Genomic DNA, 23,418 nt, shown 5'->3' on the forward strand with positions numbered 1-23,418 from the left:
ACTACGCTGATTTCATCAGCTTTTACAGCCCTACTCAACTGTGCGGAGGTGGGACAACGAAATCGAATTCTAACGAATTACCAATTTCTGTCCCACTCTCTTTTAGTCTTTTGGGGATTATTTCCCAGGAATATTTGGATCTAAGCCCCAAGATTGCTCGAGAACAGGTCTTAAGGCTTTAATCATATCTTCTGAACCTACGATTGTGATATTGTATACTTTATCGCCTTTTTGGAATACCCATTCGTACAAAATGTTCCCATTTTTAAATGTTACTTTTATTAAGAAAGCGTCCTCACTGGCAAAAATAGCTTTTACACCTTCTAAACTAGTTTGATTTTTGGCTTTTCCCCAGAAGCTATATAAACGGTCCGCAAGTAACTGTGCGTCAAAGGTTTCGTTGGGGCCAAGTTCAACAGTATCTTTAGTGTTTGATTCCATTAACAACATATTGTGTTTGTCTGGTGATGAATATTTGAGCGTTTTGCTACTTTGAGTTTTGCTACTTTGAGCTTTGAAATTATATACGACCCAATCTTTAGGGATATTGATATAACCAAAATTTTCATTTCCGATACGTTGAGTATCTGCAAGGGATATTTCTTTTGCCCTAGAAGAAGACCCAGGAGTTGTTGTTTGAGCTTTTGTCGTTGATGCAGCCGTAGTTTCTGTTGCTTTCTTCTCTCCGTTTCCGCATGCTGCTAGTATAAATGCAGATAGAAGCATTACAGAGCTTAATATTATTTTGTTTTTCATCAGGATTGTTCTCCTTAAAGTGGTTGACTCACATGTATTATATCATTTTTTATAGTTTATTTAAATTAAAACAGGAAACGCTTTCACTAAAAAGCATAGGGTATAACAAAAGAAAATTTCGTGTTGGTGAACAGTATATCTATCCTCATGAATTTGCAGTTTTAGATCCAGATGGCTATTTTTTAAGATTTAGTGAATAGAATGATCATCACCCGTCTATGAGCCATACCCAAAAATCTATTTTTGTGAGTACAGTTCAATAGCGGGTGATTTATTTATCTTTCATCTTAAAGAATGAGACAGACTGACTTTCGAGACATAAAAAAACCGGAGCCTTCACATGACGGCTCCGACTTTTTTATCTTCATTGATAGACCAATGATTGATTTTTTTATTTTTTCTTCTCAATGTGATCTTTGAGATCTTCTTGAGCTTTTTTATTGGATTCTGCTTTTTTCTTCAACCATTCTTCTTTAGCCTTGTTAAAGTCTTTTGTGGTGACAACATCTTTCGACATTTCAAGGTATTTGTAGAATGTTCCTGTTCCTTTTGTACCAACCCATGAAGCAGCACGGCTGTATGGTACGGTCCGTTGAAGCATTGGAGAACCACCATTTGAAACAGTTGGAAGCGTAATCGAGCTATCTGTCAACCATGCTTGCGCTGCTGCATATTTTTCATAGCGTTTTCCTTGATCCAACAATTCAGCATCGGCGTCTTTCAACATGTTAGCGTATTGATCCAAACCAACTGTTGCAATGGCTGGATTGTTTGAACCTGCATCAATACCAAGATAGTAGAAGACAGAACCATTTACTGGGCTGATACTTTCAAGATAAGTCGATGGGTCTTGGTAGTCAGGAGCCCAACCACCGCCTGAGATATCGTAATCTCTCGCAGCCGCTGTATCGCTGAAGTAGGTGATATTTTGGAAATCATCATCCGATACCTTTTGAAGGTCCACAACGACATTGTCTGCACCAAGCGCTGACTCTACAGATTGTTTGAAGGAGCTAGCTTGTTGGACCATGCTGTTGTCCACTTGGCTAACAATGTAGTCCAAATGAATTGGGAATTGAACGCCTTGTTTTTGCAATTCAGCTTTGGCTTTCGCAAAGGAAGCTTTGGCTTTTTCTGGGCTGTAAAGGCTCGTTTGACCATCGTCCAGGCTCACACCCTTCCATTGGTCTCCGTAGGTAACCAATTGTTTTTCAACGACTTTACCAAAGTCTTCTCCATTGACTTGGACATAAGTTGGTGGCACCAAGGTACTACGAAGGGTATTTTCAGCCGCATCAGCCCCTGAAACTTGTGCCGCATAAGATTTGCGGTCAAAACCAAAGTTCACCGCTTGACGGAAGTCCTTGTTCAAGATTGCTTTCTTGGTAGAGGCTTTTTGTTCATCCGTTGTTTTGGCTGTGTGGTCATATTTTTGACGGTCCAAGTTGAATCCAAGGTAGTAGGATGTTCCCAATTGCAAACCGTAGACAATGTTGTCGCCAAAGTTTTTCTTGACACTCTTGTAAGTCGAGCTGTTTGGCATAACAGAGGCAAAGGAATATTGACCTTTTTCAAAGTTCTTAATGATAGAATCAGGGTTTGATCCATCGTTAAAGGTTAATTTGACATTGTCGATATGAACATTTTTCGCATCGTAATAGTCTTTGTTCTTGACCAATTCAATCTCAGATTTTGAAGTCAATGATTTCAAGTAATAAGGACCATTGTATAAGATGCTGCTAGGTTTCAACGAACCAAAATCTTTTCCTTGAGATTTCAAGAAATCCGCATTGACTGGGAAAAGAACACCTGAGGTTGTTTTTGAGTTCCAGAAGCTTTCTGGACGGACCAAAGTATATTGAATGGTGTGGTCGTCTAAGGCTTTGACTCCAACTGTGTTAAAGTCTTTGGTTTCCCCTTTTACGTAGGCATCCAAACCTTTGATCGAATTTTGAATCAAGAAGAGACCTTCTGATTTAGACTCAACCGCGTGTTTGATCCCTGTAATAAAGTCTTGAGCCGTTACAGCACCATATTCTTCTCCTTCACTCGTATACCATTTAGCATCCTTACGAAGTTTGTAAGTATAGGTCAATCCATCTTCAGAGACAGTCCAATCTTCTGCTAGACTTGGCACAAAGTTTCCGTATCGGTCGTTTTCAAGAAGACCATCTACAAGGTTACTTGTGACATCTGAAGTAGTCGTACGAGTTGCAGCAATATAGTCCAAGGTATTTGGATCTGCTGAATAGACAAATGAGTAGGTTGCTTGATTGCTGCTGCTACCACCACATGCTGTTAAGAGAAAGGCACCTGCAACAGAAACTCCTGCAAGAGCTAACAGTTTTTTTGCTTTCATCACTATCTCCTTATGTTAGATTTTCTACCATTATACACTATTTCTTAAAAAAAACCAAATTTATTTTAAAAAAGTTCGTTTTTTCTGAATGAATATAATAAGATGTCAAGAAAAAGCATCTTGAAATCGATCTCAAAGAAGCTGAATAGGCGAGTCTAGACACCTAGTACCACAACTTTGCAAAAGTTCACTTTTCAATCCTTTTAATAAATATACGTTCAGCCTAAAAAAGAACCTCTGCTCTTTCGAGCAGAGGAACTGATTCCTAATCAAAATGATAGAGTTGTGGGTACTGATCGCATTCAGGATTTTTGGGGTGGCAGATAGCCCTTCCAAAATAAATCATGGCTTGATGGGCCGCTAGCCATTCGCTCTTTGGCAGAACATCCATGACCCGCTTTTCAACTTCCAATGGCGTAGCTGATTTCTTGACAATATCATGGTGCTTACAGATCCGCTCCACATGGGTATCGACAGCAAAAGCTGGAATACCAAAACCTACACTTATGACAACATTTGCTGTCTTGCGCCCTACTCCTGCTAGGCTTTCTAACTCTTCACGAGTCTGAGGCACTTGCCCATCAAAGTTGTCTAGCAATTGTTGGGCACATTTTTTGAGAAATTTGGCCTTATTTCGATAGAGACCTAATTTAGAAATATGCTTGGCGATATCGGCTTCACTGGCTGCTGCCATGGCTTGTGGGGTTGGAAAAGCCGCAAACAAACCTGGTGTCGCTTTGTTAACAGCCGCGTCTGTCGTCTGAGCTGAGAGCATAACTGCCACTAGTAATTCAAAATGATTACGAAAATCCAGACTTGGCTTGGCATCTGGAAAAAGGGCGATAATTTCTTCGATCACATGACGTGCCCGTTTCTTTGATAAAACCATAACTTCTCCTTTGCATTACTAAAATCTATTATAGCATGAAGGAACGATAGAGGTTAAAAAAATGGCTTCACAAAAAGGACTCGTCCTTGGACAAGCCCTTTTCGATCAGTCTATAAAATGGGTATGCTTGGTAATCCATTGAGTAACCTTGATATTTAACCAGAACACATAGATTCCAAATGTAATGATGGTAAAGAACCACCACTTAATCCAATTTCCAAACAATTGCATGGCTGTGCCGTCAAAGTACTGACGATGACCATCAATCACGGTATGCTTGATCTTCCAGTTATACAGTATGCACATGCCCCAAGGAGCACAAATACCTAAAGTAAATACTGTAATGAAGGTTGCTAATAAAACATGGCCAATATATGAAAATAGGCCTCCATCAAAATACGATTCACGATACATGTTCAATTTCCCTATATTTTTTTCTACACCAATCTCTTCAAGAAAGTAATCAGGGTTTGAGCAGAGCGTTCGCCAGCCTCTACGATAAATTCATCAAAAGAGATATTAGCTGCGTGATCTGCCGTATCACTCATAGCTCGAATGACCATGAAAGGACGTCCAGCTGCATGAGCGGCTTGGGCGATAGCTGCCCCTTCCATCTCTACTGCCAAGACTTCTGGGAAATGCTCTCGAATTGCTGCGACTTTTTCTTCACTCGCGATAAAGCTATCTCCTGTTGTAATCAAGCCCACATGCGTGGTTGCAGCTTCTTCTTCCAGAACTTTTTTCATTTCTGATACAAAATAGCGACTGGATTCAAAGTAAAGCGGTTGGCCTGCCATTTGACCGTACTTGTAGCCAAAGGCTGTTACATCCACATCATGATAGGCCAATTTGTCGGCAAGAACGATATCTCCAACAGCCATCCCTGGGGCAACGGCACCTGCAGAACCCGTGTTGATAATGGCTTCCACCTTAAAATCATTGGCCAAGACTGCTACACTCATAGCAGACATGACTTTTCCGATGCCACTTTCAACCAAAACGACCTCATGGCGTCCAATCGATCCTGTATAGTAGACTTTTCCAAGACGCAGATGCTTTTCCCCATTTTCAAGGGCTTCAACCAAGATCTTCAACTCCTGGGGCATGGCTGCGATAATTCCAATTTTCATGTCATTTCTCTCCTTGTGACGACCTTATAGACGCCAAATAGCAATGATCAAGGCAATGAGGAGCACAATGATCCAGAACAAAATCTTATTGAGTTTGGATTGGACCACACTTTGTTTGCGCTCTTCAATACGACGACTCTTGGTCACTGTGGGCTCCACTTGGATCTGCACAGTATCCTGAGAATAACGCTCTTGCGGACGCTCCATACGACTCTCTCTCATAGGACGTTCATAGCCAAATCCCCTGTGGTCTGTCCGAATAATTTTCGTCTCTTCAGCATCGACCATTTTAGGACTCGAAATGTCCTCACCTCGCCTCGCTCGTTCAATCATTTCATCGGTTAATAAAGGTTTTCCCATCGGATCCTCCTCTATTTATTGATTAAGTCCCAGTATTGGATCGCCATGATGGTCTTGGCATCACAGATTTCACCAGCTTGGATCAAATCTTTGGCTTCCTTCAAGGTTACTTCTAATAACTCTAAGGTCTCATCCGCATCTTGTGGACGTGGATTTTCCACCTTTTTCAAGTTGGTTGCAAGATAGAGTTTGATCCGCTCGTTGCAAAATCCAATGGCAGAATAAAAATCATACAATAACTCTAGATCCGCTGTGTAGCCAATTTCTTCTTCCAATTCGCGTAGAGCAGCCGCTTGAGGATCCGCATTTTCACCCTTTTCCAACTTCCCTGCAGGGATCTCTACTGAAGTCCTCTCGATCGCCTTGCGGTACTGCTTGACCAAAATGGTCTTGCCCTCATCTGTGATCGGTAAAACCGCTACTGCTCCATTATGAAAAATTAAATCACGCTGCGCTTGACCTTTTCCAGCGGGTAGTTCTACTTGATCAGTCACCACTTGGAAAATCGGTCCCTGATAAATTTCCTTGCGCTCAATGGTTTTTTCTTCAAATTGCATGAGATTCTCCTATTTATTTTTAGGATGGTGTGGCAAGCGAAGAGCATACTCTTCTTTATTCACTTGACGGCCACGACCGATCGCAATCGCATCTGCTGGCACATCTTTGGTAATGGTGGATCCAGCCCCGACTAGGGAATTATCTCCGAGCTCGACGGGTGCAATGATGGTTGAATTTGAACCAACAAAGACATTGTTGCCAATTGTTGTTTTAAACTTGTGTTGGCCATCGTAATTCACCGTGATAGTTCCAGCACCAAAGTTGACGTTGCTGCCAACTTGGCAGTTGCCAATGTAAGTCAAATGACCAGCTTTGGTATTTTCGCCAATAGACGAACCTTTGACTTCGACAAAGTTTCCAATATGGACATCTTTTGCCAAGCTAGATCCTGGACGAATATGAGCATATGGTCCTACCGTTACGCCATCGGCTACCGTACTCTCTTCAATCATAGAGTTAGTAATAACGGCACCTGCACCAATTTCACTGTCCACAATATAGGTTCCATTAGTTAAGACGGTCTCAGCCCCAATTTTTGTGTGCCCTTTTAGGGTAACATTGGCTTCGATTTGCACTTCTTGTGCGATCTCAACATCGATATCGATATAGGCTGCATCCGGATTGACAAAGCTCACTCCATTGACCATGTGAGCTTGGTTAATCCGACGACGCATGATGCCTTCTGCTGTCGCAAGGGCCACGCGGTCGTTAACCCCGAGACTTTCATCAAAATCTTTGAGCGTATAGGCTCCAACTTTCTCTCCTGCTTCTCGGAAGATCCCAATCACATCTGTGATATAGTATTCACCTTGGGCATTGTTGGTATTGATATTCTTCAAAGCTTCAAATAGGCGAGCATTGTCAAAGACATAAGTCCCTGTATTGATTTCTTTGATTTGTTTTTCAAAATCTGTCGCATCTTTTTGCTCGACAATGCGAAGTACTTCCGCATTGTCATTACGAACAATCCGGCCATAGCCAAATGGATTAGCTGCTTCGGCTGTCAAAATCGTTGCCACATTTTTGTGGTTGATATGGAAGTCGATCAAGTGTTTGAGGCTTTCACCCGTAATCAAAGGAGTATCTCCTGCAATGACAAGGGTGTGCCCTTCAAGGCCTTCCAAGACTGGCTCTGCCATCATGACCGCATGACCAGTTCCCAATTGCTCGGTTTGTTTGACAAACTCTGTTTGACCTTCTAATACCTTTTCTACCAATTCCGCCTTGTGCCCCACAACCGTTACGGTCTTTTCAGGTGAGATTGCTCCAACACTACGGAAGACATGCTCCAACATAGAGATCCCAGCAACCTTGTGAAGAACCTTAGGCAAATCTGACTTCATACGGGTACCTTTCCCTGCTGCTAAAATAATGGCATAATTTGGCATAACATTTCTCTTTTCTGTACAATATCGCTTACATTATACCATTTTTTAGCCCTTTTGGAAAATAAGACCCAAATCAAAAAATTCTCCTATAAGGGAAGCTCGAATGTAGACAAACTATTTTTTAGTAAGATAAGTAACGTTACTCAACAAATAAGTAATAATAGTTTTAATTTTAAAAATTAATCAAAAATATACTAAAACTTTCCGCTGTGAGAAAAGTGCTTGAAATACGATCATTTCAAGCACTCGGGAGTTTTGAGACCTTAGGCTCAAAACTAAGTCATGGAACTTCGAGGAAGTTCGCTGACGTCCGTACTCACCTAAGGAAAGTTTTCAAATTAATTTTGTCTTCAATATGACTCTCCTAAATGGAGAGCGTATCTATAATGGGTAAACCTTGCGAAATTCTTCTAAAACCACCTTGCTATCAGGTGTAAACGTCAGACCTGCTTCCTCCAGACACTCCGTGAAAAACTCCTCATGAACCTGACGCCAATAGGCTAAAGATTTGTCTCCCTCACCTTCCTTATAGGCATGGTCGGCTGAAACCTGATGGAAAGGCTGAACGGAAACCTTTGTAATTTCGACAATGCAGACAGCTTGGTTTTGACTGTCTAAGATAACATCAAAGGTTCCTTCTTGGGGAAGGGGTTCGTCCTCTACTGCGTAGAGGTCATAAGCTGAGGCGGTTGCTGTTTTTTCGCCTTTAAAGACCAGTTCCGCTAAAAGGTCTGGGTCCACTCCAAAGGCCCAGGCATCTATCTCATCTCCAATAGAGGGATTGATTTGCTTGTAGGCATTCCACATTTCTTGCGGTGTCATGGATTCTCCTTTGTAATTTTTTACTTTCTTCTTTTATATGTTTAAGATGGTCTGGATGGTCAATTTCTAAATCAAAAATTTCTGGAATAGAGCTGTAATGGAGAATACATTCGATACCCATCTGATTCATTTTTTGTATGAAAGAAGTATTCAGATATCCTGCTACGGCGAAATCTATCTTTTTCGTCCTTGCTTTATCCTGCATTTGTCTCAGCATTTCTAACATAATGGGACTTTCCATATCATGCCATTGACTGTTCCTCACAGTCGCAAAAACAAAAGAAGTCAAATCATTCATTCCCACTACAATCTTTGAAATACCAGTTTCCAGTATCCTGTCCAAGTCGAAATAAGCTGATGGTAATTCAATCATCGTGCCGACTTTCCCGGTAAAACCATACTGACGCAATACTGTAATAGCTTGTTTTAATTGTTCGGCATCATTGACAAAAGGAAAAATAACAGACAGATTGGGTTTGGTTTGAAAAACTTCTGTAACAACATTTGTCTCCGCCTGAAATTCATCTGGACACGCCAATAAACGCCTAGTCCCTCTATATCCAAATAAGGGGTGGCGTTCGTCAAAATACTCTTTAGTCCCGTCTAGAATATTTGCTTCTGCATTTGTTAACTCTGAAAAGCGATACCAGACTTCTTCATCTGAGTACAAATGACAAATAGTGTCTAGATAATCTTTCACAAATTGCTGACAACTTTTTAGCAGTATATTTTGACTGATCTCCCTCACCAAATATTCGCCACGAATCATACCAACATGATGAAATAGTTGTGAGTAAATTTTTTCAACAATTCTTTCGCCACTAAGAGCCAGTTGATTTTGCATGTTCATTCACCTCGTCTTAAAAGATACAATATCAGATATCATTATATGACACTTTCCTCTAGTTCAAAAGCTTCATAAGGTTCAACTAACTCATATCCTAAAAATTCTGCTACTTTTTTGGAAGCCTCGTTATGAGCATCCCAAAGTGGAAACATATCTCTATTTAAACTCTCTAGAATCATTGCAGCACCAAGCTTTTTGGCAAATCCATTTCCTTGTTCGTTTGGTCTAGTTGCAACTTCCACTTCAACTGCTTCACGGTAAACTAACCCTGAGGAAATCCCAGCAATCACTTCATTATTTTTAAGAATCACAAAGCCAAATCCACCTTTTAAAGCAAAATCCTGGTAGGACTCAAAATCCCCCTGTAAATCTTGTGACCATTCTTCCTCAGAAAGGCAGTTATAAATACGATTATCAATAGGTACAATATTGTAACCTTTCTCTAACTGACTAACTAGATCATTTAGAAATTCAACTTGAAAATTTGCCTTATCTTTAAAAGAATAGCGAGCAAAAGAAATTAGCTCCAGTTTCTGATGCAGAAAATCTTGCCACTTAGTGTCTTCTGAAATAATAATCTTATAATCTAAACCATATTGCCTAACAAAATCTTCCCAAAATCTAGAATTTAGCTCCCCTGCTAAGTATAGAAAATTCCCAATATCATAAAAACTTGTTGTCCCATCACTGTTTCGGTATACAGTTCCAATTTGAGATTTAAGACCATAGAGAACCATATTTTTCTTCCATGTTTTAAATAGTTCCATTATCCCTCTATTTTACCTTCCAATTCCTATAACTTATCCGTTCTAATTCTGGAAATCCTCGTAACTCTGCCTTCACTTTTAATACTAAAGGCGAGGCATTTTCTTCGGTAATTTCTTCCAAATTCAGCCAAATAACATTTGCTGAATCATTACTTCCATCAAGAACTTCATGAGGAAGGGATTTTTGAGAGCTCTCGAAATCGAGCACTACATCATAAAAGGCCATGGTATGATGTACAGCGAAGTCTTGCCCCTCTTCTTGAACCAGCACGTCATAAATCCTAGGATTTAAGTAACGGCTAAGCGTATAACCCGTCTCTTCCAGAACTTCTCTCTTAAGGGTTTCTGTCAACCCCTCACCGAGTTCCTGACTACCACCCGGTAGATCAAAACGATGTTGATAGGGGCCTCTTGTTTTTTCAATACAGAGAAGTTTCCCATTCTCATAGCAAATGCCGTAGACACCAAAGTGTTTTTTGATTTCCATCAATTCCTCCTACTTCAAACTCCAACCACCATCAATGGTCAAGATTTGTCCCTGCATGGCAGATACCTTCCCACTGGCCAAAAAGAAACTGACTTCTGCCACTTCTTCTGGCTCAATCCAGCGTTTGATAGGTGTTTCACTGGCTACCCAGTCTGCTAAGCCACCGGGTTCAAAGTCCGCAGCAGTCATGCCAGTCTTGACAGCACCTGGAGCGATCCCAAAGACTTGAATGCCAGATTCTGCATAATCCAGGGCCAACTGCTTGGTAAAGCCCGCTAGAGCATGCTTGGAGGAAGTATAAGCGTGACCGCCTCCACCAGCTAGAATAGATGCAATGGAGCACATATTGATGATGATACCTCGCTTCTTCTCCAACATTTGAGTCAGATAATGCCGTGTCAGCTCCACCGGAGTCACATAGTTAATCTCAAAAATCTCCTGAATCTCCTGAGCGCTTTGCTCCAGAAGCGGTTTATAATCGTCCAATACTCCAGCTGTATTGCACAAGACATCTACCTCAGGACACCAGTCAAAAATCGGCGTCAAATCCAAGGTTAAGTCTAGCTGTAAGAAGTGAAACTCACCTGGCAACTGGGGATCAGCTCCCTGATCCACCCCATAGACCTGGTAGCCCTTTTCTAAAAACAAACGAGCTTGCGCCAGACCAATCCCGGAGCTCACGCCTGTAATCAAGACCCGTTTAGTCATGGACTTCCACCCAATCTGTCGCTAGAACATCACAGGGAGTTGGACTCCACATGGAAAAGCCTTCGCCTTCACCAGACACGTTAATGAGGAAATAAGGTGTCACTTCCAGAGCCACTCCATTTTGCTCGATGGTATCAAACAATTGGACATAGTTTTCTCCTCCACCCCATCCTGTTCGTACATATTTTTTCTTGGCCTTTAATCCTGGTAAAATCTCTTCAAATGTCATGGTGTTCTCCTTTGATGTAATTTAATATTGATATGATGAACTTTATGAACTCGTAAAACATATTCATTGTATTTTGTTCACCTTTTTGTGAACCTAAAGAGCATTCATGGCTCTTTTATAATAAGAACTAAATGTTATACAATTGTGATTTCGTTATATTTTAAGGTCTATGGTTTTACAGTTAATTTAAATGTATCTAGCCATAAATCAGCTGGTTCCTAATAATGTTATATCTACACTAACTCAGTAATGTAACTGAATTTATATTTAAATTTTTTTGCTAGGTTTTATCATTTAATTTTGTTCTTTTCTAGTTTGGGCAGTTATACTAGTTTTCACCTTTTTCCAGTTATCTAATCTATTTCTAAATACATACTAGCACAATATACTGTACTGCCATCTTTTTTTACTTCTGAAATTTTTATATTCCTTTCAAAAAACATCATTAGGTAAACTATTATTAAAAAGGTTTTAAATTGTGGTTCAAATCATGTTTGAACTTGTGAAATCCCTTATTAGCGTTTATTTTGAGGAAATTGGAGTAGAGTTATTATTGTAACTAATGCCCCAGTATGGAATATACTGCATATTCTTTTTTCCAGCGTTTTCGTCATAAATTTTTATTTTGTCATTTTCTAACGCAAGAGCAATGAGTTTAGAAGCGATAGATGATTGTTTATTTGTCAATCCGAATCTTTTTCTTAGTGTACTATTTGTCATAAAATTATCTTCTATGTAGAGTAATGCAGAATGATAATAAATAGCATTTATTTTTTCTCTATTCCCCATTTCTTGGATTGTTCATCGTTGATGTAAAGTAACAACAGTATAATTATCCTTAGCAGCTATATCCGGAGCAGGTAAGTGATTTAATTCCAACGTTAAGATAATCTTATCTATACCGCTACCACGAGACTCTACTAAATGCATCTTTCGAAATAGTTCAGCTAAAGCTTCATTTCGAGAGTAAGGAGGCATATCAAGCAATCTTTCAGGACGATTAAGAGGAGATCCAGGATTTGTGAATACTACTCTATTATCAAATATTTCAATTGTTGGTGAGCTACCTTTTACAGAAAAATCCTGATGTACTATTTGGTTTGCAACTATTTCACGTATAACCAGAGGAGGATAATCTGTATCAGAAGTGATTTGTCCATTATCTTTTAACGTTTCAGGATTACGAGGTAAATGACCATTGATAAATTTTAGTAAACCTTCAAAACCAACGGCAGCTCCTTTACTAGCTGTATTATCAGCTACTGCACTTAGTTTATTATTACCGGCATATCTAATTACTCGTAAAGCATGAGCAGATAAATTTTCAAAATTTTTAAGATTTTTTGCGAATGTAAATGCTCCCATATTGGTTAGATTGAAAGTTTTTCCAGAAGATTCTATCACACCATCTTCTATCATATGAAAAATTATCTCTTCATCGTTTGAATCTTCAAAGTATCCCATCATTTTCAAATAGGAATTAACATCAATCAATTCTTTAATTTCTTCAAATGTACATGCGGTTTTTGCATACTCTCTTTCAAATGATCGCGATTCAAAGGATTTCCACAGTTCTCTTTCCTTTTCAGGATAATCCTTTAAGTTTTTTAATGAAGATCCACTTCTAATGTATCGACTACCGCTAAAAGCAACAGGTCTACCAGCATTCATGTGGATGACTAAAACGACAACATGTTTTTGTTCGATATCATATTCTTCAAAACGAATTGTGATACGAGGATCAAGCATCCTTTCTAACCAAGTAATAAACGGCTCACCCTGTGCATGTTTTTCAGTTTTTGGATAGAATTTTGTACCAATAATTTCTTTTGAAACATCATTAACCCCCCAAATTAAGTATGAGAATTGCTGACCTAACATTGCTGCTGAGTTAGCTAAAGCTGATATATATTTGCCTATACGATCATGATCTTTATTATTAACTTTGTATTCAATAATTTCATCTTCATTTTTATTCAATAATTCTAATAACTTTTTTAAATCTTTATCTTCCATAATTTTTATTTTCCAAGTAAATTCTAAATAGGTTAAAAACGTCGTAAAATCAGCGTTTTTTTATTTTCCAAGTAAATTCCACGTACTCCAATGTCAAGAATTAATTAGTTCAAAGTCTATATAAAAATAGTTTCAAAAAAACTATATCACATATTGTGAAAACCTAGATAAAATTTTCGGTTTTCTTCGAAAAATAACACATACTAACAAAAACTAACATTTTAATTTTTCTTCTATCAAAACTAGAAGAACCAAAATATGTATTTATTTTTTAGCAAATTAATAAGATGACTTATTTCATTTTTAATAGACAGATCAGCCAACATTTTTGAGGTAGGTTTGCTTAATTTGATTTTTTACTTCGTAACTTTCATTATTCCCGATAACTTTTCTTTTGCGAGTACCGTTCCATCTTCTGTCTTAATGTGTAGACGAATACTTACATCTTGTGCAGAATAGCCATTTTCAACAAGCCAAACAGGAAAAGTTTCATTCTTGACCTGCAACACTTTATCAGCAAATTCTTGAATATTATCTTTTGAATTATATTTAAAGTCTTGTGGAACAGTCAGATATAGTATAAGACCTCTCCCTGTAGCACTATAAACTTGCCCAGTTTCTTTTACCAACTCATTCAATTTATTCTGAAATTGACTAGCATATTTTTGAAACTCTTCATCATTAAATTGATTTGATATCGAAGCTGATTCGCTTGATGAACTCACTTCTAATATCGAGGAAGATGCCTGAGTTGTTGTAGATAAATTCAAAGACGAACTGCTCGAACTAACAACAGATCTGACCGAACCTTGTTGAGATTTATCTTCTCGAAAGAATAAACCAAATATAACAAAACTAATTAAAGAGATCAAAGCCGAAATGTTTCGACATTTTATATTAGGTTGTTTTTTTATAAAATACCAAACACCAACTAAACCACAAAATGTGATAAAAGAAATAATGAATCTCATAATAACCTCCTATTCATTTTTCAATCTTATCTTTTACTTTCTTATACTTTTATAAATATTTATAACTACTTCGACTTTTCGAAAATATAATTCTATTATAACCCTCTACCAATTATTCTAGAGTGAAACAATAAGAAATGTAGACGAACTCTATAAAATATAATTTTAAGAAACCAGAACTCTATGTGGAATTCATTAAAGAAATTTATGATTACTATTATTTAAAATCTCTTCAAATGTCATGGTGTTCTCCTTTGTTATCTATTTAACTTTCTCCCTTTATTATACCAAAAAAAGAGCTTTCCCTATACAAAAAGCCAGAGTTCTTCTACTCTAGCTTTCATCTTTTATTTATGTTCTTCTGAATGGCGATACCCATAGCCAAAATAAATTCCTATCCCAATCAAGAGAGCAACTCCAAAGGCCAGCCAGGTCGATAGAGAATACTGGGTCATAAAGGACACACAGACCACAATCGATAGAATTGGCAAGACCGGAACCAAAGGCGTTTTAAATTCACCAGGTCCAGGAGCACCGTGTTCCTTGCGCAATTTCAAGAGGGCAAAGGCCAACATAACCAGGTAAGCCAAGGTACAGATATTTAAAAAGGAAGCGATACTAGCTAGCGGAAAAACTCCACCAGCAATGGCAGCCATTACTCCAGCGACCAGGGTCGCATTTTTTGGGATTCTGGTTTTAGGATCGAGCTGTTTCATCGCTTTTGGCAAAAGGCCATCTCGCGCCAAACTGTAAATCATCCGTGAGAGGGCAAAAGTCATAGAAATGCAGACGGTAATCAGGGTCAAAATAGCGACCAACGATACATAATTCCCTGCCCAGCTAGCTCCTACCTGACGGAGGGCAAAGGCAACCGCATCCTCTACATTTAAGTTCTTAAAAGGAACCATGCCGGTCAAAACCAGGGTAACCAAGATATAAAGAACCGTTGTGATCAAAAGACTAAGGACAATGCCGCGAGGAACGTTCTTTTGTGGTTCCTTGATTTCATCGACCGCCATTGAAATGGACTCAAAACCAAGAAAGGCAAAGAACATGAGCGAAGCGCCAGCCATAATCCCTGTTTGACCACCATAAATTTCGCCAAAGCCATAAGGGGCAAAGTTTCCCCAGTTGCCAGGGTTTAGGTGAAAAATCCCGACAAGAATAAACAAGGTAAGAGCTGAGAACTTGAGTAAGACCAGCAAGGAATTGAAGCGTAAGACGGCTTTTGCATTCATAAGGACCAAGGCTGTGACGAGGACCATGACCAAAATAGGTAAGAGATCCACATAAGTTCCCGCAGCTGGATCAAAAGTCCCATTTAAAGCCGTCGGCAGACGCCAGCCAAGATTGGCCAACAATCCCTTGAAATAAGCAGCCCAACCTGAGGCCACACCTGATACGGCTGTCATGAATTCCATCACGGTCAACCAACCTGCAATCCAGGCTGGAAACTCTCCAAAGATGGCATAGAGGTAGCTATAGGCTCCACCAGTTGAAGGAATGCGGGATGCAAATTCTGCAAAGAAGAGGGCAGATAAGCCGACGCAAAAAGCCGCAATCACAATTGAAATGATCAAGGCTGGACCAGCTAAATTCGCCGCTGCAGTCCCCGTAATCGTGAAGATCCCTGTCCCCACCATGGCACCGATTCCTAAAATAATCAAATCCCACAACCGTAAATAGCGGTTTAACCCTGGGTGAACCTGTCCCCAAGCCTTTTTTCGAAATAGATTCATGTATATTCTCCCATCTAATGAGTTTATTCTATCATACTTGGATAAGAAAGAGAGTAAGACAGAAATCGGTAATTTGTTAGAATTCGATTTCGTCGTCCCACCTCCGCACAGTTGAGTAGGGCATCTTTGGAACTTGAAAAGCGAACAACTACTTAGGAAACTTGCTTAGCAAGTCCTATCTACCACCTCAAAGCAGTGCTTTGAGCACTCAACCACTGCGTCTTGCTCGACAATCCAAAAATAATTGAGAGGCTAGGACTTTTGTCCCAGCCCCCCCTTTTCTTACTATTTATCACTTTCCGTCCTATTCTTTTTCAAAGCACGAATCGTAAACCAATAATAAATAACCAACCCAAAGACGATGATCACTGTGGGCAGAAGAACCGTCATACCAAGATTCTGAACTCCTTGTGCCAAGGTCCAGCGATGTAAGAATCCAACCACTAAAAAGGCGACGATAGGAAAGATGAAAGCTCGTCCAAACTCTTCTTTCCATTGCCAAAGAATGAGAGCCCCGCTAGCCCCTGTCATGAGAAGAGTATCCCAAGGACTAGGGACTACAAACCAAGCAAGAGCTGGCAAGAAGCGGACTCCCACTATTTCACCGACAAAATAGAATCCTAGAACTAGAACAAATGCTACATAAATTGCTTTTTTCGTTTTTTCCTCCGCAAAAATGAGACGACGAAGGAGATAGAAGATGATCCCAACAGCTAGGAGTCCCAAAATGATGTCTGTCAAATAGACTAGTGGCTTGAGCACAAGGACCGCTTGAGAAGCAAAATCACTTAAGAGGCGATAAAAAATCACAATTCCCGAGACAATCGCCCCATACTTCAGAACAGACCGCGTAGATTCTTTAGGCATGTTCTCGATGATTTGGTCTGCCATTCCCTTTGGATCCTGTCCAAAATAGTCCTTGGCTGTTAAGCCATCCGCTCCTGCTTGCGAAAAATCTAGCGCTAGATTATAGACCTGCTCTCTTAAGGCTTTCTCCTCATATAAGAAACCTGCAAAATTGAAATAATCCCAGAGATCTTGGAAATAGGCTTGGTCCTCCTGGCTAAAGGTTTGCATCAAGGCCTGCGTTTCTTCAAAATACATTGCTGATTTCATGCTTCTTCCTTCTTTCTTTGGAGACAAAATACAATAAGGGTCAGGACTAGTCCCATGAGAGGAAGTAACCAGCCTATTAAATGAGCAGTTTCCTGATTCACAAGACGAATCCAGCATCCTGTAACTAGGAAAGTCAGGCCCATGACTAGTAGACTCGACATCAGACGATTCCTGCTTCTAAAAGCCATGACCGTAAACCCAAGTAAGACTAGGACAGCGAGAACAATTGCCCAACCATCTGATAAGAAGAGACTCCCAATGTGGCCAAAATAGATCGAAAATTGTCGTACGATGTTCAGAAATACCATCAGGCTGATCACACTGATAAACATAGCCCAAGACCACTTCATTTCACCATAGCTCTGTTTAGACCAAAGCCACGTGATGAACTGGCTGAACACCAAGAAATTGAGGAGAATGACAACATAGGTCAAGGGTTCGATTTTTAGTGGTGTCATCCAGGTGAAATCCATTAAATAACGCATGCCAACTAAGATCACTCCAATTAGGAAGACGAGTCCCACATAAGATCCTAAAGAGCGTTTAGGCAAATCTGAAAGAACTTGATCCACCATCGCCCGTGGATCCTTTCCAAAATAATCCACTGCCCGAATGCCTTCTTTCTCAGCAACTTTTAGGTCGCAAACCATATTGTAGAGTTGTTCACCAAGTGCTTCATCATCATAAAAATAGGACTTAGCCCCAATATAAGCGACCATTTTTTTCACATAGGCTTGATCCTCTTTCTTTAAATGAATCAATTCATCTGACATTTTTTCTGTATAACTTTCTACCATTCTTCTCCCTCCTTCTTGATACGTTCTACTTTTGTGACTAGCTCCTGCCACTGGTCCCAAAATTCCCCTAAACGCTCTTTTCCAGCATCGCTGAGTGAAAAATACTTACGATCGGGACCATCTGGAGACGGCCTCATTTCCCCATGAATAATTCCTTGTTTTTCTAATTTTTGAAGTAGGGGATAAATGGTCCCAGCGACAATCTTATCAAATCCCATCTCTTTGAGACTTTGAATCAATTCGTAACCATAGATGGCCTTTTTGGAAATAATCTCCAGCACACAGCCCTCCAAGACTCCCTTTAGTAATTGGGACTCCTTCATCCTTCTCACCTCTTTCTTCACATATTCACTAGTTTGTTTTACATACTAGTTTATTCACTATCAGTATACTCTTTCTCAACTAGTATGTAAAGCAAAATAGTAACTTTTAAAAAAAAATTTTTATTCCTTAAAAATCCCTTAAAATCAATGCTTTCACTGTATACTGGTGTGTAAATATGCAAAAAAAGTTCAAAAAACACTTTATTTTATAGATTGATTGGAGTATAATAATTAAAATTATTCAAAAGGAGACACGAATATGAAAAAATCGAAGCTTGCTCTTTTAGCAGGTGTCGCCGCGGCTTCAACGCTTTTCCTTGCTGCATGTGGCTCATCTTCTAATGCGTCAAAAGGGACTACTTACAACTACGTGTATGGTACAGACCCTGATTCCTTGAACTATTTGACTTCAAATCGTTCAACTACAAGCGACATTACAACCAACTTGGTCGATGGTTTGTTTGAAAACGATCAATACGGTAACTTAGTGCCTGCTCTTGCTGAGGACTGGTCCGTTTCAAAAGACGGTCTGACTTATACTTACAAGCTTCGAAAAGATGCGAAGTGGTATGATTCAGAAGGAAATGAATACGCTGACGTCACTGCACAAGATTTCGTGACATCTCTAAAATACGTAGCAGATAAAAAATCGGATGCTCTTTACTTGGTTCAAAACTCGGTCAAAGGCTTGGATGACTATGTAAACGGGAAAACCAAAGACTTCTCAACTGTTGGGGTAAAAGCTGTTGATGATCACACTCTTCAATACACTTTGAACCAACCAGAATCTTTCTGGAATTCTAAATTGACGACTGCTACCATGATGCCAGTTAATGAAAAATTCTTGGAATCAGCTGGGAAAGACTTTGGTAGCGTGAAACCAAATGGTATCCTCTACAATGGTCCATACATTTTGAAATCCTTCACTTCAAAATCACAAATCGAGTTGGATAAAAACCCTGATTACTACGACAAGAAAAATGTTCACATCGATACGGTTAAATTGACTTACTTCGATGGATCTGACCAAGACTATCTTGCTCGTAACTTCTCAGATGGGAACCTATCTACTGCTCGTCTCTTCCCAACAAGCTCAACTTACAGCACAATTGAGAAGAAATTCAAGGATAACATCGTTTATACACCTCAAGATTCTACTGTTTACTACGCTTACTTCAACGTTAACCGTCAAAACTACGGTCATACGAAGAAGACGTCTGATGAGCAAAAGAACAGTACTAAGACAGCTCTTCAAAACAAGAATTTCCGTCAAGCCTTGAACTTTGCTTTAGACAGAACTTCCTACAGCGCTCAAGTTAACGGGAAAGACGGAGCATCAAAAACTCTACGTACCCTTCTAGTTCCACCAACATTTGTGCAAGCCAACGGAAAAGACTTCGGTACGCTCGTTGAAGAAAAACTTGCCGCAACAGGAGATGAGTGGAAAGGTGTTAGCTTTGCTGACGCGCAAGATAGCTTGCATAATGCGGATAAAGCCAAAGCGGAACTTGAAAAAGCGAAATCTGAATTGCAATCACAAGGTGTTCAATTCCCAATCCATATCGACTATGTCGTAGACCAATCTTCTAATGCTCTTGTCCAACAAGCAGACTCTATGAAGAGTTCTATTGAAACAGCTCTTGGTAAAGACAATGTCGTGATCGATGTACAAAAATTGTCTACAGACGATGCAGACAACGCTACTTACTTCGCCCAATCACCAGATCAAAAAGACTTTGATATGGATATCACAGGTTGGGGACCTGACTTCCAAGATCCATCTACTTACTTGGATATCTTGAACCCAACAGATGGTTCAACCTTGACTGGTATGGGACTTGATCCTAAGAAAGACCAAGCTCTCATCGAAAAAATTGGTTTGAACCAATACAAAGAATTGTTGGATGCTGCTAATGCTGAAAAATTGGATACCAATGCGCGTTATGAAAAATACGCTGCTGCCCAAGCTTGGTTGACTGAAAACGCAATGGTACTTCCAATCTACTCTAAGGGTGGAGTTCCATCTATCACGAAGGTAACGCCATTCTCAGCAGCAAATTCTGCAATTGGTATTAAAGGTGAATCAAGCTTCTTCAAATACCAAAAAGTTCAAGATAAGACAGTTACAACTGCTGATTACGAAAAAGCTTATAAGAATTGGTTGAAAGAAAAAGAAGAATCAAACAAAAAAGCGCAAGAAGAACTTGCAAAACACGTGAAATAATCGTGATAGAAAACACCGGGGATTTGATCCTCGGTGTTTTTTGTGCTAACAAAATGTTGTATGTTTCATCTTATTTCTAATCTTTTATAGACTCGAACGCTACCTCACGACAATCTTCCGATAACTTCTAGAAGTCAGAAGAAAGACAAGGACATAGGAGATGAAGAAGACAGCGCAGATAGAAAGAGTTGTTTGAAGCACCAAGCCCGCATTGGTTGCTCCTAAGATAGCAACGATTTTTGCGATCATCTTGTAGGCTACTCCTAGGTACAGGAAGGAGAAGAATAATGGAAGAAAAAAGACAGTGAGTATCTGTTTGCGAATAGTGGTGGACGTTTGCTTTTGGTCCAATCCTACTTGTTGCAAGATCACAAAATTATCTCGATCCTCATGACCCTCTGAAATCTGCTTGTAGTAAATCACGAGAACTGTAGCTAATAGAAAGATCGCCGATAGAAAAATCCCGATAAATAGAAGAGTCCCTGCTGTTTCACGCCAATCTTTCTCTATACTGTATCGATCAAATCCACCAAAATAAGTCGCACCATATTGACTGATTTTGTCTGTCGAATACAGCTCTTTGATCAAGCCAGAAATAAAATCTTGGTTATCTTTATTTTTAGCACTAATAGAGAATTCCAAATTTTTATCAACTTTTAGTCCCAGTTGGTTCAAGTCAGGGAGGACCAGGTACAAGCCCATTTGGTGTTGAAACAGGTCGGATTGAGGGAGTTTCCCTTGGATAAAATTGGAGTTTAGTTTTTCTTTAATCGTGAAGGTCTTCCCATTGATTTCTAATTGTGCGTCTAATTTTCCAGGATATTGATACCCATAGGCTAGGATTTCATTTTCCCCAAGCTCAACTTTTTGACCGGTCAGTTGCTCATAAGTCGCCTGATCAAAAAAGTAGACTGTTCCTTCTGACTTCAACTCCTGACCAGTTGATGGAGTGGACTGGTCATTCACCTCTAAGCTCCTTCCATCAATCTTTCGAATTTCAGCCGACCAGTATGTAGTCTGTGCCACCTGATAATCTGATAGATGTGTCGCATCGGCTGTTTTCTTAATTTGAGCTTGAACATCCTCAATAACCGATTCTGTTTCAGCATCTGAAGGCATATGCCCCACACTAATCATGTAATCAGAAGGGTAAACCGTATCTAGGTAATTCTGCCCTCCAATAAAGATATTGAGCGACCCGGTTAAGGTGACCAAGACCATGGTGGATAGAATACTAATGGTCGCAAGGCCCGCTGCATTTTTTCGCATCCGAGCTATTAAGTTGGAGACAGATATAAAATTCTCTGGCTTGTAATAGTAGGATTTTCGACCTTTGAGAAATCTTAAGAAGGTAATAGAGCCTGCGTTGAATAAGAGATAAGTCGCTAGAATGACCAAGATGACGGCAATAAAGAATCCTTGGACAGCCGCAACTGGCCGCTCAACGGTTAGCGCTATATAAAACGCAATTCCTAAGAGCCCAAGTCCTAACAGAGTTTGAACCAGCAAGAAGCGTCCCTTCTTCTCTCCTGCTTTCTTTTGCTGCATAAGGTGGAGGGAACTGTAGCGCAAGAGGCGGAAAGAATTCAACAAGAGAATGAGGCCAAAAGCTAAGGCTAACCCAAGTAAAGTGTTAAGAACAGCCTCTATCTGGAAGGTTGATTGAATGACGACTGGTAAACCCATACATTTTAGAAGCAAGGCGAAAATCAAGCGATCAAACAAGAGTCCCAAACCCAGTCCTACTCCAACTGTGAGAACATAGAAGAAGAGCAATTCCCATAAGGTCATGATGAGGAGATGCTTCTTCTCCATTCCCAGAACACTGTAGAGTCCCAGTTCTTTGGAACGATTTTTCATGACGTAGCCATTGGCATAAGCCACCAAAATGATGACGACCAGCTGGACGATGAAACTGCCAAAACCAAGAACAGTTCTCGCCGATCCCCCTCCGTAAGAATCCTCTAAATGAGGGGTCAATGACAAGGCGATAAAACTATAAAGGATCATGGTCGTTAAAATGACAGCTATAGCGAAAGGATAATACAACTTGCGATTTTGTTTGAGGTTGGAAAGTGCTAATTTACTTGTTAATTTAAACATCAGGATCCTCCTTTCCCGCCATGACCGTCAGAGTATCTGAGATTTCTTGGAACATCTGACGCTCTGTCTTTTCCCCACGAAAGATCTGGTTGTAAAGAATCCCGTCCTTGATAAAGAGCACGCGCTTGGCCCGAGCTGCTGCTGCGGTTGAGTGGGTCACCATGAGAATGGTTTGCCCCATGGTATTGATATCTTCAAAGACATCTAGCAAAGCTGCCGAAGACTTGGAATCCAGCGCCCCTGTTGGCTCATCCGCAAGAAGGATTTCAGGTGAGGTGATGATGGCCCGTGCTACGGCTACCCGTTGTTTTTGTCCACCAGAGATTTCGTAAGGGTATTTTTCTAAGAGCTGGTGAATGCCCAACTCCCGACTCACGCTATCGACCTTACTCATCATTTCCTTGATTGGTCTGCGGGAAAGGACCAAGGGCAGGAGGATATTGTCCTTGACAGATAAGGTGTCGAGCAGGTTGAAATCTTGAAAGACAAAGCCTAGTTTTTCCCGGCGGAAGCTGGAGGCGTCCTTGTTTTTGATGGTTGAGGTATCGGTGCCATTGAGGTAGACCCGCCCTTCCGTCGGCTGATCCAGCATGGCTAGGATATTGAGGAGGGTGGATTTCCCGGATCCTGATTCCCCCATGATAGCCACGTACTCACCCTTTTCCACGGTGAAGTGAATATCCTTTAAGGCTTCAACCTGCGTTCCTTGAAAGCGGGTTTTGTAAATTTTTTTGATATGTTGAACGTCTAGTAGGGTCATGGTCCATTCCTTTCTAGCTCGATAAAAGCTTCAATCGTTTTTTACAAATCTATTGTACTAAAACTGAAA

At 40.0% G+C, this 23,418-nt stretch carries 24 protein-coding genes and 1 pseudogene; 2 read left to right on the top strand and 23 right to left on the bottom strand.

All coding sequences use genetic code 11. From position 1 onward, the window contains the following. Nucleotides 1–117: 117 nt before the first annotated feature. On the bottom strand, nucleotides 118–756 hold the full coding sequence (locus LIZ08_RS01535; protein ID WP_195422891.1) for a hypothetical protein: 639 nt from the start codon (nucleotides 754–756) through the stop codon (nucleotides 118–120). A gap of 107 nt (nucleotides 757–863) precedes the next feature. On the opposite strand from LIZ08_RS01535, the pseudogene LIZ08_RS01540 reads away from it, so the two are divergent. Then, nucleotides 864–956, top strand: a pseudogene (locus tag LIZ08_RS01540) (VOC family protein); the annotation flags it as partial. Between the two features lie 191 nt (nucleotides 957–1,147). Here LIZ08_RS01540 and LIZ08_RS01545 read toward each other — a convergent pair. From LIZ08_RS01545 to LIZ08_RS01640, 20 genes are all read right to left on the bottom strand, one after another. Beyond that, a complete protein-coding gene (locus tag LIZ08_RS01545) occupies nucleotides 1,148–3,115 on the bottom strand; it encodes a peptide ABC transporter substrate-binding protein (protein ID WP_227038126.1) in 1,968 nt (655 codons plus the stop codon). Nucleotides 3,116–3,380: 265 nt separating this feature from the next. Continuing rightward, nucleotides 3,381–4,004, bottom strand: coding sequence for an endonuclease III (gene nth, locus LIZ08_RS01550; RefSeq protein ID WP_227038127.1), 624 nt, complete (start codon nucleotides 4,002–4,004; stop codon nucleotides 3,381–3,383). A 105-nt stretch (nucleotides 4,005–4,109) separates the two neighbouring features. Next, nucleotides 4,110–4,418, bottom strand: coding sequence for a hypothetical protein (locus LIZ08_RS01555; RefSeq protein WP_049506624.1), 309 nt, complete (start codon nucleotides 4,416–4,418; stop codon nucleotides 4,110–4,112). A gap of 23 nt (nucleotides 4,419–4,441) precedes the next feature. Further along, on the bottom strand, nucleotides 4,442–5,134 hold the full coding sequence (locus LIZ08_RS01560) for a 5'-methylthioadenosine/adenosylhomocysteine nucleosidase (RefSeq protein WP_021152843.1): 693 nt from the start codon (nucleotides 5,132–5,134) through the stop codon (nucleotides 4,442–4,444). 24 nt (nucleotides 5,135–5,158) lie between these two features. Then, complete coding sequence (gene macP, locus LIZ08_RS01565) at nucleotides 5,159–5,494, bottom strand: cell wall synthase accessory phosphoprotein MacP (protein ID WP_021152842.1); 336 nt, start codon at nucleotides 5,492–5,494, stop codon at nucleotides 5,159–5,161. Between the two features lie 11 nt (nucleotides 5,495–5,505). Beyond that, a complete protein-coding gene (locus LIZ08_RS01570) occupies nucleotides 5,506–6,051 on the bottom strand; it encodes an NUDIX hydrolase (protein WP_021152841.1) in 546 nt (181 codons plus the stop codon). A 9-nt stretch (nucleotides 6,052–6,060) separates the two neighbouring features. Beyond that, nucleotides 6,061–7,440 (bottom strand): bifunctional UDP-N-acetylglucosamine diphosphorylase/glucosamine-1-phosphate N-acetyltransferase GlmU, encoded by a 1,380-nt coding sequence (glmU, locus tag LIZ08_RS01575; RefSeq protein ID WP_195189679.1) that lies wholly within the window; start codon nucleotides 7,438–7,440, stop codon nucleotides 6,061–6,063. A gap of 381 nt (nucleotides 7,441–7,821) precedes the next feature. Further along, entirely contained in the window at nucleotides 7,822–8,262 is a 441-nt protein-coding gene (locus tag LIZ08_RS01580; protein ID WP_227038128.1) for an ASCH domain-containing protein, read from the bottom strand. Further along, entirely contained in the window at nucleotides 8,204–9,106 is a 903-nt protein-coding gene (locus LIZ08_RS01585) for a putative PEP-binding protein (protein ID WP_227038129.1), read from the bottom strand. Before LIZ08_RS01585 ends, LIZ08_RS01580 begins: the two co-directional genes overlap by 59 nt. A 41-nt stretch (nucleotides 9,107–9,147) precedes the next feature. Next, nucleotides 9,148–9,876, bottom strand: a complete 729-nt coding sequence (locus tag LIZ08_RS01590) for a GNAT family N-acetyltransferase (protein ID WP_070589521.1) — start codon at nucleotides 9,874–9,876, stop codon at nucleotides 9,148–9,150. Between the two features lie 7 nt (nucleotides 9,877–9,883). Next, nucleotides 9,884–10,363, bottom strand: coding sequence for an NUDIX hydrolase (locus LIZ08_RS01595; protein ID WP_070589523.1), 480 nt, complete (start codon nucleotides 10,361–10,363; stop codon nucleotides 9,884–9,886). A 9-nt stretch (nucleotides 10,364–10,372) separates the two neighbouring features. Then, nucleotides 10,373–11,071 (bottom strand): 3-oxoacyl-ACP reductase, encoded by a 699-nt coding sequence (locus tag LIZ08_RS01600; protein WP_070589525.1) that lies wholly within the window; start codon nucleotides 11,069–11,071, stop codon nucleotides 10,373–10,375. Next, nucleotides 11,064–11,300, bottom strand: a complete 237-nt coding sequence (locus LIZ08_RS01605) for a DUF2829 domain-containing protein (RefSeq protein ID WP_070589528.1) — start codon at nucleotides 11,298–11,300, stop codon at nucleotides 11,064–11,066. Before LIZ08_RS01605 ends, LIZ08_RS01600 begins: the two co-directional genes overlap by 8 nt. A gap of 522 nt (nucleotides 11,301–11,822) precedes the next feature. Beyond that, nucleotides 11,823–12,020, bottom strand: a complete 198-nt coding sequence (locus tag LIZ08_RS01610) for a hypothetical protein (RefSeq protein WP_227038130.1) — start codon at nucleotides 12,018–12,020, stop codon at nucleotides 11,823–11,825. An 81-nt stretch (nucleotides 12,021–12,101) separates the two neighbouring features. Further along, entirely contained in the window at nucleotides 12,102–13,316 is a 1,215-nt protein-coding gene (locus LIZ08_RS01615) for an ATP-binding protein (RefSeq protein WP_227038131.1), read from the bottom strand. A gap of 356 nt (nucleotides 13,317–13,672) precedes the next feature. After that, a complete protein-coding gene (locus LIZ08_RS01620; protein ID WP_227038132.1) occupies nucleotides 13,673–14,287 on the bottom strand; it encodes a hypothetical protein in 615 nt (204 codons plus the stop codon). Between the two features lie 347 nt (nucleotides 14,288–14,634). Further along, complete coding sequence (locus tag LIZ08_RS01625; protein ID WP_195422884.1) at nucleotides 14,635–16,026, bottom strand: APC family permease; 1,392 nt, start codon at nucleotides 16,024–16,026, stop codon at nucleotides 14,635–14,637. Nucleotides 16,027–16,311: 285 nt separating this feature from the next. Next, the gene (locus LIZ08_RS01630) at nucleotides 16,312–17,142 is read right to left on the bottom strand and encodes a hypothetical protein (protein WP_227038133.1); all 831 of its coding nucleotides are present in this window, start codon (nucleotides 17,140–17,142) and stop codon (nucleotides 16,312–16,314) included. Further along, complete coding sequence (locus tag LIZ08_RS01635; protein ID WP_195487030.1) at nucleotides 17,139–17,939, bottom strand: hypothetical protein; 801 nt, start codon at nucleotides 17,937–17,939, stop codon at nucleotides 17,139–17,141. The genes LIZ08_RS01630 and LIZ08_RS01635 overlap by 4 nt, the downstream gene beginning before the upstream one ends. Next, complete coding sequence (locus tag LIZ08_RS01640) at nucleotides 17,933–18,262, bottom strand: PadR family transcriptional regulator (protein WP_023917534.1); 330 nt, start codon at nucleotides 18,260–18,262, stop codon at nucleotides 17,933–17,935. Before LIZ08_RS01640 ends, LIZ08_RS01635 begins: the two co-directional genes overlap by 7 nt. A 259-nt stretch (nucleotides 18,263–18,521) precedes the next feature. Between LIZ08_RS01640 and LIZ08_RS01645 the strand changes: the two genes are divergently transcribed. Further along, nucleotides 18,522–20,486: a peptide ABC transporter substrate-binding protein gene (locus LIZ08_RS01645; RefSeq protein WP_150905657.1), complete on the top strand. Its 1,965-nt coding sequence runs from the start codon at nucleotides 18,522–18,524 to the stop codon at nucleotides 20,484–20,486. A gap of 99 nt (nucleotides 20,487–20,585) precedes the next feature. On the opposite strand, the gene LIZ08_RS01650 is transcribed toward LIZ08_RS01645, so the two are convergent. Further along, complete coding sequence (locus tag LIZ08_RS01650) at nucleotides 20,586–22,589, bottom strand: FtsX-like permease family protein (protein ID WP_227038134.1); 2,004 nt, start codon at nucleotides 22,587–22,589, stop codon at nucleotides 20,586–20,588. After that, nucleotides 22,582–23,349: an ABC transporter ATP-binding protein gene (locus LIZ08_RS01655; RefSeq protein ID WP_031576714.1), complete on the bottom strand. Its 768-nt coding sequence runs from the start codon at nucleotides 23,347–23,349 to the stop codon at nucleotides 22,582–22,584. Before LIZ08_RS01655 ends, LIZ08_RS01650 begins: the two co-directional genes overlap by 8 nt. Nucleotides 23,350–23,418: the final 69 nt, after the last annotated feature.

The organism is Streptococcus sp. 210928-DFI.4.42 (genome assembly GCF_020554365.1).
Taxonomy (GTDB): domain Bacteria; phylum Bacillota; class Bacilli; order Lactobacillales; family Streptococcaceae; genus Streptococcus; species Streptococcus parasanguinis_S.